This window comes from Crenobacter sp. CS_VA4, assembly GCF_055597485.1.
The window spans coordinates 26093-38096 of sequence record NZ_JBVMAE010000025.1 but is presented as its reverse complement, the minus strand read 5'-3'; the positions used below and the strand labels follow the sequence as shown (position 1 = coordinate 38096).

At 63.7% G+C, this 12004-nt stretch carries 11 protein-coding genes; 3 read left to right on the top strand and 8 right to left on the bottom strand.

Annotated elements, in window-relative coordinates; all coding sequences use genetic code 11:
• The first annotated feature begins 45 nt into the window (after window positions 1-45).
• The 3 genes from ACZ2IA_RS18275 to ACZ2IA_RS18265 all read left to right on the top strand — a co-directional run bounded on the left by ACZ2IA_RS18275 (window position 46) and on the right by ACZ2IA_RS18265 (window position 3977).
• A complete protein-coding gene (locus ACZ2IA_RS18275) occupies window positions 46-1524 on the top strand; it encodes a DHA2 family efflux MFS transporter permease subunit (protein ID WP_470294025.1) in 1479 nt (492 codons plus the stop codon).
• A 460-nt stretch (window positions 1525-1984) separates the two neighbouring features.
• A complete protein-coding gene (locus ACZ2IA_RS18270; RefSeq protein ID WP_470294024.1) occupies window positions 1985-2734 on the top strand; it encodes an SDR family oxidoreductase in 750 nt (249 codons plus the stop codon).
• 352 nt (window positions 2735-3086) lie between these two features.
• Window positions 3087-3977, top strand: coding sequence for a DNA-3-methyladenine glycosylase family protein (locus ACZ2IA_RS18265; RefSeq protein WP_470294023.1), 891 nt, complete (start codon window positions 3087-3089; stop codon window positions 3975-3977).
• Between the two features lie 69 nt (window positions 3978-4046).
• On the opposite strand, the gene nagZ is transcribed toward ACZ2IA_RS18265, so the two are convergent.
• The 8 genes from nagZ to lepA form a co-directional block, all read right to left on the bottom strand.
• Window positions 4047-5132: a beta-N-acetylhexosaminidase gene (nagZ, locus tag ACZ2IA_RS18260; RefSeq protein ID WP_470294022.1), complete on the bottom strand. Its 1086-nt coding sequence runs from the start codon at window positions 5130-5132 to the stop codon at window positions 4047-4049.
• 144 nt (window positions 5133-5276) lie between these two features.
• Window positions 5277-5660, bottom strand: a complete 384-nt coding sequence (acpS, locus tag ACZ2IA_RS18255; protein ID WP_470294021.1) for a holo-ACP synthase — start codon at window positions 5658-5660, stop codon at window positions 5277-5279.
• Between the two features lie 12 nt (window positions 5661-5672).
• On the bottom strand, window positions 5673-6407 hold the full coding sequence (gene pdxJ, locus ACZ2IA_RS18250; RefSeq protein ID WP_470294042.1) for a pyridoxine 5'-phosphate synthase: 735 nt from the start codon (window positions 6405-6407) through the stop codon (window positions 5673-5675).
• A 53-nt stretch (window positions 6408-6460) separates the two neighbouring features.
• Window positions 6461-7192 carry a DNA repair protein RecO gene (recO, locus tag ACZ2IA_RS18245; RefSeq protein ID WP_470294020.1) on the bottom strand — a complete coding sequence of 244 codons (732 nt, stop codon included), beginning with the start codon at window positions 7190-7192 and terminating at the stop codon, window positions 6461-6463.
• 83 nt (window positions 7193-7275) lie between these two features.
• Window positions 7276-8166, bottom strand: a complete 891-nt coding sequence (era, locus tag ACZ2IA_RS18240) for a GTPase Era (RefSeq protein ID WP_470294019.1) — start codon at window positions 8164-8166, stop codon at window positions 7276-7278.
• Window positions 8163-8864 carry a ribonuclease III gene (gene rnc / locus ACZ2IA_RS18235; RefSeq protein WP_470294018.1) on the bottom strand — a complete coding sequence of 234 codons (702 nt, stop codon included), beginning with the start codon at window positions 8862-8864 and terminating at the stop codon, window positions 8163-8165. The genes era and rnc overlap by 4 nt, the downstream gene beginning before the upstream one ends.
• A 318-nt stretch (window positions 8865-9182) precedes the next feature.
• Window positions 9183-10154 (bottom strand): signal peptidase I, encoded by a 972-nt coding sequence (gene lepB / locus ACZ2IA_RS18230; RefSeq protein WP_470294017.1) that lies wholly within the window; start codon window positions 10152-10154, stop codon window positions 9183-9185.
• A complete protein-coding gene (gene lepA, locus ACZ2IA_RS18225) occupies window positions 10155-11948 on the bottom strand; it encodes a translation elongation factor 4 (protein WP_470294016.1) in 1794 nt (597 codons plus the stop codon). It lies immediately after the preceding gene.
• Window positions 11949-12004 lie beyond the last annotated feature (56 nt).

The window sequence follows — 12004 nt, the reverse complement described above, 5'->3', positions numbered from 1 at the left end:
CTTGGCGCTGAGGGACCGAGCGAACCAAATGACCAGAAGAGCCTCATGACAGACTCAGACACCAAAACCATCATGTCCTCGCGCGCCAGCATGGAACAGGCTCTGCCAAGCATGTCCCCCAGCACCGCCTCACCTTGGCCGGTGTTCTGGGTGGCCAGCGTGGCTGTGTTTCTTGTTTCCATGGACGGCACCATACTGTTCGCAGCCTTCAGTGCCTTGCGGGCAGGTTTCCCGCAGGCAACTGCGGCAGACCTCTCGTGGGTACTCAATGCCTACACCGTGGCCTATGCCGCGATGCTGATCCCCGCCGGCGGATTGGCAGACAAGCATGGGCGCAAGAAGGTATTTCTCGTTGGTGTTGCACTGTTTCTGGTGGCTTCTGTTGCCTGTGGCTTGGCGGTCAGTGTGGGGTGGCTTGTCGCGGCCAGAGTACTGCAGGCCATTGGTGCTGCATTGCTGACTCCCGCATCACTCTCACTCGTGCTAGCGGCGTTCCCGACAAGCAAACGTGCTGTGGCTGTCAGCCTATGGGGCGCGGTTGGTGGTCTGGCGGCAGCAGTCGGTCCCAGCCTGGGGGCATTCGTGATCGCATCGCTCGGGTGGCAGTGGGCGTTCTACCTGAATGTGCCGATGGGCATTCTTGCCATCTGGCGCGGTGCAACATTGCTGCCGGAAATGAAGCAGTCTACCGAGGGGCGTCCACTGGATCTGGTAGGCATGAGCTTGCTGATCGTCGGTATCGGCGCACTGGCGCTGTCTATCGTGCAAGCTGAGTCGCTTGCCTGGTCACGCCATGAGTTGCTGGGTGTTGCAGGCATTGGGCTAGTGTGCGTCCTCGGATTTGTCGCCTGGGCTCGGGTTACCACAGCGCCACTGGTGGACTTGGGTTTGTTTCGCAACGCCACATACCGTTACGTCAATCTCGCAACGTTGAGCTTCGGCATCGCGTTCTCGATGATGCTTTTCGCCTTCTTTTTTTACATGAAGTCGATCTGGCACTATTCGCTGCCACTGGCGGGCTTGGCGATGGCCCCCGGACCGCTGCTGGTGATTCCGGTTGCAGCGATGTCGGGCCGAATAGCGAGTCGGCATGGTCACCGTCCGCTGCTGGTAGTGGGAGGTCTGGTCTACGCCGCCAGTGCACTGTGGTTCTTGTTGGTGCCTGGTACTAAGCCCGCGTATCTGACCGACTGGCTACCAGGCATGCTGTTCAGTGGCCTAGGCGTGGGCATGGTGTTGCCATCGCTGTCGGGGGCTGCGGTCAGCCACTTACCCTCCAGCCATTACGCCGTAGGCGGTGCCATTAATCAGGCGATACGACAAATTGGTTCAGTCATGGGTGTCGCCCTCACTGTGCTACTGCTTGGCAGCGCCGGTTTGCAACGTGCCGACTTCAATGCCGTCTACCTGTGCCATATGGGCTTGGCACTTCTGACTGCAGCCTTGTGCCTCCCCGTTAACACTTTGTCCGTAGCTATCGCAAAAGCTCGTGTCTCCGACTCGGGTCAAAAAACCAAAGGGTGAAGTCTTGGGCAAACCGTATCGGAGGCATCGATGGAAACAATCAGAAACTACTTGTCTGAGAAAATCCGTAGACGACACTGAGAATCCAGTGTCCGGTTTCTGCTCAGGATCGGACTCATCCATCCACCGGTTGAATCCGCACCCGATAAGCGGCCCCCCCCCAAGGCAAGCTGCCGTTGTATGACCGATCAGTAGACGACTGAGCACCGGTTAACGCGCACCAAAATATGAGGCCTCATGGGCCTCATTTGTTTTACTGGATCACGCAGCCCGTCATGCCAAAGGCATGTCAGACTTCATTGCCTCGTGACAGACTTTATTCTTTTGGATCAGTTGAGCCGCTCACGGCCAAGATATGCAACCGCATCGAACATTGGCAGCGAGAACGTGACATGTCTTTCGACTGCGATGCAACGATGATGAAAGCACGGTCCTACACCGCAACCCTTTGGAGAACACCATGCAACGCTTCATCGACAAAACCATCTTGATCACCGGCGGCACCAGCGGTATCGGCCTCGCCACCGCCCAGGCCTTCGCCGCCGAGGGTGCCCGCGTCGTCATCACCGGCCGCGACGCCGCCGCGCTGGAACAGGCCCAGGCCACGCTGGGCGAGTCCGCGCTGGCCATCCGCAATGAAACCGGCGCGCCGGGCGCCGCCCACGCCCTGGCGGCAACGTTGGCCGAACGCGACATCCGGCTCGATGCCGTCTTCATCAATGCCGGCATGGCCAAGTTTGCCGCCCTCGCCGACGTCAGCGAAGCCCTCTGGGACGACAGCTTCAACGCCAACGTCAAGGGCGCCTTCTTCCAGATCCAGGCGCTGCAATCGCTACTCAACCCGGGTGCATCCATCGTGCTCAACGGCTCGATCAACGCCCACATCGGCATGCCGAACTCGTCGGTGTACGCGGCGAGCAAGGCGGCGCTGATCTCGCTGGCCAAGACCTTGTCGGCCGAACTGCTGCCGCAGGGCGTGCGGGTCAACGTCGTCAGCCCCGGCCCTATCCACACCCCGTTGTACGGCAAGCTGGGGCTCGATGCCGCCACGCTGGACGCCACGGCCGCCCAGATCCTGGCACAGGTGCCGCTCGGGCGATTCGGCAAGCCCGAGGAAGTGGCCGTGACCGTGCTGCACCTGGCGTCGGCCGAATCGGCCTTCATCGTCGGCACCGAGATCGTCATCGACGGTGGCATGAGCCAGCTCTAGCGCGTCGGCGGACGCATCCGTGTCAGGCTGCGCGAAACGAAGAGCCTCCCCGCGAGGCTCTTTCTTTGCGCCCCCCACTCCTGCCTTGCCGTACGACGGGTTCTGCCTGCAGCAGCGCCGGCGAGCACGATCGTTTCATTGGTTTTTGGCAACGACACTACCCGCTTCAGCCGGCACCACCATGCAAAAAGCCACGGCCTGCCGTGGCTTTTTGCTGGGGAAAGGTCTAGCCCTGCGCAGATCTCGCCTAAGGCCCGCGGTGCGTTTGCCCGCTGCGCAAGAATCGGATTGAAGCGGAGGGCAGGATCGGCAACACTGGGCAGCTAGCCCATCTGCCGCGAGGTCATCCATCGTGCCCGGTTTTACCGTCGCCCTTCCCCGCTCGTTTCGCCGCCAAGAGGTGCTCGCCTTTCACGGCCGGGACACCCTGCACACCGCAGAACGCGTCACCGGCCAGCGCATCGAGAAAGGGCTGATTCTACAGGGCCGTCCCGGAGTCCTGACCATCGAGCTTACCGAGACGGCGGCAAACTGCCGCTTCGATAGCGATGGCGGGCAAGACGCGGTGCCGATTCCGGCACTCGCCACCATCGTCGAGCGGATGCTGGGGCTGCACCTCGAGCCGGAGCACTTCGAGTCCCGCTTCGGCGATGACCCGGTGTTGGGGCCGGTGATCGCGGCCCAACGCGGTCTACGCATTCCGCAGGCAGCCACGCCGTTTGAAGCCTTGACCTGGGCCATCACCGGCCAGCAGATCAATCTGGCCTTGGCGATCAGCCTGCGCCGCCGTCTGATCGAACGCGCCGGGCGGCTGCACTCGAGCGGTTTGTGGTGTTACCCGGAGGCCGAGCAGTTGGCCGAAGTGAGCCCGGACGAGCTGGGCCGGCTCAAGTTCAGCCGCGCCAAGAGCGAGACGCTGGTACGGGTGGCGCACCTGGTCGCGGAGGGTGCCCTTTGCCTCAATAAGCTGATCGGCGAGGACATCGCCACCGCCAGCCATAAACTGACTGCCATAAAGGGTATCGGCCCGTGGACGGCGCACTACACGCTGCTACGGGGCCTGGGGATGGCGGATTGCTCGCTGCATGGCGATGTCGCGGTACGCAATGCGCTGACGACGCTGACCGCTAGCCCGGAGCGCCTGGATCAGGTGGAGGCCGAGCGGCTCCTCGAACGCTATGCGCCGTTTCGCTCGCTCGCGGCGGCACACCTGTGGACGAGTATCACCAAGGCGGGGGCGTAGGCCTGCATCGAGCCGGCCAGCAGCGCGCCTCCGAGAAACAGGCCCGTCAGGATGCGCCGAAGCGCAACCTCAGTGCGCCTCGCCGACGGCCGGGCCGCTCAAGGCGTCCGGCGGCATCGCCAGCGCACGCACCACCGCCTGCGCCTGGGCGAACTCGGCACTGCCGACCATCTGCTGCCAGTCGGCGACCTTGCCCTTGCCGGCCATTCGCGCCAGGCGTTCGGCCAACTTCGGCGGCGTCGGCGCGCTCAATTCGGTGAGTACCTGGTCGGCGAGGTCCGGCCGGTTGCAGACCAGCGCCATGTCGCAGCCGGCGACAAACGCCGCCTCGGCGCGCGCGGTGATGCCGCCGACACCGGCCGCCCCTTCCATGCACAGGTCGTCGGAGAAGATCACCCCGTCGTAGCGCAGCTCGCCGCGCAGGATCTCCTGCAGCCAGCGGTGCGAGAAGCCGGCCGGCTGGCCGTCTACTTCCGGGTAGACCACGTGTGCCGGCATTACCGAGGTCAGGCCGCTTTGGGCCAACTTGGCGAACGGCACCAGGTCGTCGGCGCGCAGCTGGTCGAGCGTGCGCGGGTCGACCGGTATCTCGTGGTGGCTGTCACCTTCCACCCAGCCATGGCCGGGGAAGTGCTTGCCGCAGGTGGCCATGCCGCCGCGTGCCAAGCCCTTCTGCAGCGCCTGCGCCAGTTCGCTGACGATGTACGGGTCGCGGTGGAAGCTGCGGTTGCCGATCACCGCGCAGCGCTCCCAGTCGAGGTCGAGCACCGGCGTAAACGACAGGTCGACGCCGCAGGCGCGCAGCTCGGCGGCCAGCACGTAGCCGACCGTTTCGGCCAGGACCTTGGCCTGATCCGGACTGTCGGCCCAGATGTCGCCGAGCACGCGCATCGGCGGCAGGCGGGTGAAACCATAGAGGAAGCGCTGCACCCGGCCACCCTCGTGGTCGGCGGCGATTAACAACGCCGGGCTACGCAAGGCGTGAATTTCGGCGGTCAGTGCGCGCAGCTGCTCGACGTCCTGGAAGTTGCGGCGGAACAGGATCACCCCGCCGACCAGCGGGTGGCGCAGGCGCTCGCGCTCGGCGTCAGTCAGGGTGAGGCCCGCGACATCGACCATCAACGGGCCGCGCGGCAGGTGCAGAGTGTTTGTCATGGGGGAAGTTCCAATTCGTTTTTGCCCACAGAAGCCACGGAAAGAAAGCTCTTCCCTTGCTCATCGGCCTTTGCCGATAGTTTTGTCTGTATTTTTAGCTTCGCAGAAACTTCGCCTTCGGCTCGTTTTCTGTGGCAAAAAAAATCAATCCGTTTCGGCCACCACGAACGCCAGCGCATGCTCGCTCTCGTCGCTGATCGACAGGTGCAAGCGGCCGACGCCGTGTTCGGCCAACCATTGCTGCAAGGGTTCGGCCAGCGCAAAGCCCGGTTTGCCGAGCGCATCCTTGGTCACCGTGATCGCGGTCAGCAGCACCGGCGCGCGGATGCCGGTGCCGAGCGCCTTGCCGAGTGCTTCCTTGGCGGCAAAGCGCTTGGCGAGGAAACGCGCCGGGTCGGGCGCCGCGGCGTAGTCGGCCAGCTCGTCGACCGCCAGGATGCGCCGTGCCGCTACATCGCTGCCGTGCCGCTCGACCAGTTGGCCGAAGCGAGCGATCCGCGCGATATCGGTGCCGATGCCGTAGATCATGCCCTGTTCCGCTTAACGCAGCGCGTCGCGCCGGCCCTCGAGCATCAGCTGCTTCATCTCGCGCACCGCCTGCGGGAAGCCGACAAACAGCGCGTGGCTCACGATGGCGTGGCCGATGTTCAGCTCGGCGATCTCGTTGATCGCGGTGACCGGCTTGACGTTGTGATAGGACAGGCCGTGGCCGGCGTTGACCACGTGGCCGATGTGCGCGCCGAACACCGCCGCCTCGGTGATGCGTACCAGCTCGGCGTCGCGCTCGGCGGCGGTGTGGGCGTCGGCGTAGCGGCCGGTGTGCAGCTCGATCACCCCGGCACCGGCGTCGCGTGCCGCCTCGATCTGCGCATGGTCCGGGTCGATGAACAGTGACACGCGGATGCCGGCGTCACACAGGGCGCGGGTGAAATCGCGCACCTGCTCGAAGTAGCGGATCACGTCGAGGCCGCCCTCGGTGGTCAGCTCTTCACGCTTTTCCGGCACCAGGCAGACGTCTTCCGGCTGCACCTTAAGGGCATTGGCGAGCATTTCCTCGGTCAGCGCCATTTCCAGGTTCATCCGGGTCTTGATCACCTGCTTCATCGCCCAGACGTCGTCGTCCTGGATGTGGCGGCGGTCTTCGCGCAGGTGCAGGGTGATCAGGTCGGCGCCGGCGGTTTCCGCCACCAGAGCGGCCTCGACCGGGCTCGGGTAGCGGGTGCCGCGCGCCTGGCGCAGCGTGGCGACGTGGTCGATGTTGACGCCTAACAGAATCATGGAATGTTCCTTCGGTTTTACGATGGCCAGGCTGCGCAAGGATGGAGGCGTCAGTCGGATAGGCCACTGATCGTCTGCAGTAGCTCGCGGGTGGCGAGGCGGCAGTCGAATAACTGTTTGTTGAGCCACAGCCGGGTCAGCCGGCGCGCGGCGCGGCGGGTGGCCGGCTCGCTGAAATCGTCGGCGGCCAGCGCCAGCAGCACGGCGCCGGGCACCACTTCCGATTCGGCCATCACGGTACGCTCGTTGAGCGGCTCGGGCAAGCCGTCGGCCTGACAGACATAACCCTGCTCGGCCTCGATCGGCCGGCCGGACACGTCGCGGTCAAACGTCGGCGTATAGCCGAGCGATGCGAGCAAGGCCAGCTCGAAGCGGCGCAGCACGGTGGACAGCTCGTCGCCGGCGCCGAGCGCGCGCACCGCGCGATCATAGGCGAAGTAGAGTGCTGGATGCGGGTCGTCGCGGGCGGTCAGCTTCACCACCAGCTCGTTCAGGTAGAAGCCGGACAACAGGGTCAGGCCGGACAGCTGCGCCACCCCGCCCTGCCAGTCGGCCGAATGCAGCGTGCGCAGTTCGGTCTTGCCGAACCAGGCCAGCTCCAGCGGCGCAAACGGCATCAGCACGCCGCGCAGCGTCGACTGCGGACGACGGGCGCTGCGTGCGATCAGCGTCAGCCGGCCGTAATCGCGCGTCAGCACCTCGATCAGCAGGCTGGTTTCGCGCCACGGCTGCGACATCAACACATAGCCCGGCTGGCGGTCGATCTTGCCCGGTTGGCTCATCGGATGGCAGGAAAAGGAATGGGAGAAAAAGACGGGGTGGCACAGGATTCGGCCAACCTCGGATCAAGGTTGGCCGAAGCGGCTCAGCTCAGGCCGAAGTCCTTGAGGAAACGGACGTCGTCGGCCCAGCCGGACTTCACCTTGCCCCAGACCTTGAGGTAGACCTTACGGTCGAACATCTGCTCCATGTCGAGGCGCGCCTCAGTGGAGATCTTCTTGAGCTTCTCGCCGCCCTTGCCGATCAGGATGCCCTTCTGGCTCTCGCGATCGACCAGCACGGCGATGTGGATCCGGTACATCTCGCCGTCCACTTCCCACAGCTCGACCTCGACGTTCATCGCGTACGGCAGCTCTTCGCCGAGGTAGCGGAACAGCTTCTCGCGCACGATTTCGGTGGCGAGGAAGCGCTCGCTCTTGTCGGTGACCATGTCTTCCGGGTAGAGCGGCGGCGATTCCGGCAGGTGCGGGCGCACCTTGTCGAGCAGTTCGGCCAGACGCTGACCGTGCTTGGCGCTGACCACCTCGACGTCGGCAAAGGCGAACTCGGCCTGGCACTCTTCGATAAAGGCGAACAGCTCGGCCTTGTCCTTGACCTTGTCGACCTTGTTGACCACCAGGATCACCGGACGGTGCTTCGGCAGCAGCGCGATCACCTCGCGGTCGGCGCCGGTCAGCCGTTTCGCTTCCAGCACGAACAGCACACAGTCGACGTCGGACAGGGTTTCTTTGACGCTCTGGTTGAGCACGTCGTTCAGCGCGTTGCGGTGAAAGGTCTGGAAGCCCGGCGTGTCGACGAAGATGAACTGCGCGGAGGCTTCGGTATGGATGCCGTTGACGCGGTGCCGGGTGGTCTGCGCCTTTTTCGAGGTGATGCTGACCTTCTGGCCGATCAGGTGGTTCATCAGCGTCGACTTGCCGACGTTCGGCCGGCCGACGATGGCAACGAAGCCACAGTGGTAATGCATGTCCATCATTTCTTGCCCTGCGGGTAACGGGCGGCGAGGCGCTCTAGCGCGACCTCGGCCGCCTGTTGTTCGGCGGCGCGGCGGCTGCCGCCCTCACCGGTGGTTTCAATCGCCAGTTCGCCCAGGTCGCATTCGACCTTGAACCACTGCTCGTGCGCCTCGCCGGTCTGGGCGAGGATGCGGTATTTCGGCAGCGCGAAGTGGCGCGCCTGCAGCGCCTCCTGCAGCCGGGTCTTGGCGTCCTTCGCCTGCTTGGTCGGGTCGATGGTGGCAACGCGTTCGGCGAACAACCGGCGCACCACCTGTTCGGCCTCGGCAAAGTCGGCGTCGAAGCTGACCGCGGCGAAGGTGGCCTCGAGCGCATCGGCGAGGATGGACGGGCGGTTGAAGCCGCCGCTTTTCAGTTCGCCCTCGCCGAGGGACAGGTCGTCGCCGAGCTTCAAGAGCTGGGCGATTTCGGCCAGGGTGTTCTGGTTGACCAGGTTGGCCCTAAGGCGCGACAACTCGCCCTCGGTCAGCTTCGGGAAGGCGTCGTACAGCATCCGCGCCACGGTGTAGTTGAGGATGCTGTCGCCGACGAACTCGAAGCGCTCGTTGTTGGGCGAGCCGTAGCTGCGGTGCGTCAGCGCCTGACGCAACAGTTCCGGCTGGCGGAATGAATAATCCAGCGCCGTCTGCAGGCGCTGGAATCGGCTGAAGTCTTTCACGTATTTACGGTGTACTAGCGGTTAGCCGGCCGGCGATCAAAACGATCGCCCACCGACGTTGGCAAAAAGCCAAGGGTTGCGGCCACAGGACGGATGGTTTGATCCTGCGCCCGGCCCTTGCCAGCCGTGGTCTCGCTTGGCCGAACTAAGCCCAGCGGACGGCGCGCATCAGCGCGCCCCCCAGAAGCTCACTATGCACCGACCAGCTTGAGCAGCCCGGCCAGTACAATGCCCAGCGCCATGACGCCAACCATCATATTAATGACCGTCAGACCTTGCTGACGGCGAATCGTCGTTGCTTTCATCAGAATATTCGTCTCAATGGATTCGGGTGCCGATGCGCGAGAAGTCGCTGAAGTTCATCCAGATCAGGAAGGCCTTGCCGACCATCAGCTTGTCGTCGACGAAGCCCCAGTAGCGGCCATCCAGGCTGTTGTCGCGGTTGTCGCCCATCATGAAGTAGTGACCGGCCGGCACCTTGCAGGTGAACCCGCCATCATCATAGCTGCAGTTGTTGCGGTACGGAAAATCCTGCACCTGGCCTAGCGAGACCGGCGGGAATTCCGGGATGTCCAGGGTCTTGTAGGTCTTGCCGCCCACCGTTTCCTTGAACTGCTGGTTGTGGATCATCGCGAGGCCGCGTTCCAGGTAGTCGTAGCTGCCGTCGTCGACGGTGTCCACCGGCTTGCCGTTCACCGTCAGGCGCTTTTTGCGGTACTCGACGGTGTCACCGGCCAGACCGATCACGCGCTTGATGTAGTTGACCTTCGGATTGGGCGGGAAGTTGAACACCACCACGTCGCCGCGCGCGACCTTGTCCATCGGCACGACCACATTGTTCAGCACCGGCACGCGGATGCCGTAGGTGAACTTGTTGACCAGGATGAAGTCGCCGACCACCAGGCCCGGGCGCATCGAGCTCGACGGAATCTGGAACGGCTCGACCAGGAAGGAGCGCAGCAGGAACACCACCAGGATCACCGGGAAGAAGCCGCGCGAGTAGTCGACGAAGTGGCCGGCTTCGCGGCCTTCGGCGGCGCGCTTCTTGGCCAGCATGAACTTGTCGATCGCCCAGACGATGCCGGTGATCACCACGAAGATCAGCATCACCGCGCTGAAGCTCATCAGGTCGGACAGCATGACGAAGCCGCCGATCACCAGCGCGAGGTAGCCCCACTGGATCGACGCCGGATAGTCCTTGGCGCCCGGCTGCTTCTTGCCGCCCAGCATGATCAGCACCAGACCGATCACCGCCGCGGCCGTCCCTACCCAGAACAGATTTTCGCCCACTTATTTGTCCCCCACTTGCAGAATGGCCAGGAAGGCCGTCTGCGGAATTTCCACGTTGCCGACTTGTTTCATCCGTTTCTTACCGGCTTTCTGCTTCTCGAGCAGCTTCTTCTTCCGGGTGATGTCGCCGCCGTAGCACTTGGCCAGCACGTTCTTGCGCAGCGCCTTGATCGTTTCGCGCGCGATGATCTGGCTGCCGATCGCCGCCTGCACCGCGATGTCGAACATCTGGCGCGGGATCAGTTCGCGCATCTTCGCCGCCAGCGCACGGCCGCGGTACACCGAGGTCTGGCGGTGCACGATCAGGCTCAAGGCGTCGACCTTCTCGCTGTTGACCAGGATATCGAGCTTGACCAGATCGGCCGTCTGGAATTCCTTGAACTCGTAGTCGAGCGAGGCGTAGCCGCGGCTGGTGGATTTCAACTTGTCGAAGAAGTCCATCACCACTTCGTTCATCGGCAGCTCGTAGGTCAGCATCACCTGACGGCCCATGTACTGCATATTGCGCTGCACGCCGCGCTTCTGATTGCACAGCGTCATCACCGCGCCGACGAATTCCTGCGGCACCAGGATGGTCGAGGTGATGATCGGCTCGCGGATCTCGTCGATCTTCGACAGGTCCGGCAGCTTGGAGGGGTTCTCTACCTCGAGCAGCGTGCCGTCCTTCATCAGCACCTCGTACACCACCGTCGGCGCGGTGGTGATCAGGTCCATGTCGAACTCGCGCTCGAGACGCTCCTGCACGATCTCCAGGTGCAAGAGGCCCAGGAAGCCGCAGCGGAAGCCGAAGCCCAGCGCCTGCGACACTTCCGGCTCGTACTTCAGCGCCGCGTCGTTCAGCTGCAGCTTTTCCAGCGCGTCGCGCAGCGACTCGTAGTCGTGCGATTCCACTGGGTAGAGACCGGCGAAGACCTGGGATTGCACCTCCTTGAAGCCAGGCAGCGGCTCGGCGGCCGGATTGGTGGAAAGCGTGATGGTATCGCCGACCTTGGCCGACTTCAGTTCCTTGATGCCGGCAATCACGAAGCCCACTTCGCCGGCGTTCAGGTTCGGGCGCTGCACCGATTTCGGGGTGAACACGCCGACCTGTTCGCACAGGTGCTCGGCGCCGGTCGCCATGAACTTGATCTTGTCCTTCGGCTTGAGACTGCCGTCGATCACTCGCACCAGCATCACCACGCCGACGTAGTTGTCGAACCACGAGTCGACGATCAGCGCCTTGAGCGGGCCGTCCGGGTTGCCCTTCGGCGGCGGGATCTTGGCGATGACGGTCTCGAGGATGTCCTCGATGCCGATGCCCGACTTGGCCGAGGCGCGCACCGCGTCGGTCGCCTCGATGCCGATGATGTCCTCGATCTCCTGCGCGACGCGCTCGGGTTCGGCGGCCGGCAGGTCGATCTTGTTGAGCACCGGCACCACTTCCACGCCCAGGTCGATCGCGGTGTAGCAGTTGGCGACGGTCTGCGCCTCGACGCCCTGCGAGGCGTCGACCACCAACAGTGCGCCTTCGCAGGCGGACAGCGAGCGCGACACTTCGTAGGAGAAGTCGACGTGGCCCGGGGTGTCGATCAGGTTCAGGTTGTAGACCTGACCGTCGCGCGCCTTGTAGGTCAGCGCCGCGGTCTGCGCCTTGATGGTGATGCCGCGCTCTTTCTCGATGTCCATCGAGTCAAGCACCTGCGCGCTCATTTCACGCAGTTCGAGCCCGCCGCAGAACTGAATAAAGCGGTCGGCCAGCGTCGATTTGCCGTGGTCGATATGAGCGATGATCGAGAAATTGCGAATGTGGTTCATGCGGTCACACAAAAGTTAAGGGCACGAAACCGTGCCCTTCATGTCCTGTAATGGCG

Bases quoted from the DNA above. Each gene is read 5' to 3' on its own strand.
- ACZ2IA_RS18270 (WP_470294024.1), top strand. From the start codon at position 1,985: ATGCAACGCTTCATCGACAAAACCATCTTGATCACCGGCGGCACCAGC.
- acpS (WP_470294021.1), bottom strand. From the start codon at position 5,660: ATGATCTACGGCATCGGCACCGATATCGCGCGGATCGCTCGCTTCGGC.
- ACZ2IA_RS18275 (WP_470294025.1), top strand. From the start codon at position 46: ATGACAGACTCAGACACCAAAACCATCATGTCCTCGCGCGCCAGCATG.
- era (WP_470294019.1), bottom strand. From the start codon at position 8,166: ATGATGGACATGCATTACCACTGTGGCTTCGTTGCCATCGTCGGCCGG.
- recO (WP_470294020.1), bottom strand. From the start codon at position 7,192: ATGAGCCAACCGGGCAAGATCGACCGCCAGCCGGGCTATGTGTTGATG.
- nagZ (WP_470294022.1), bottom strand. From the start codon at position 5,132: ATGACAAACACTCTGCACCTGCCGCGCGGCCCGTTGATGGTCGATGTC.
- lepA (WP_470294016.1), bottom strand. From the start codon at position 11,948: ATGAACCACATTCGCAATTTCTCGATCATCGCTCATATCGACCACGGC.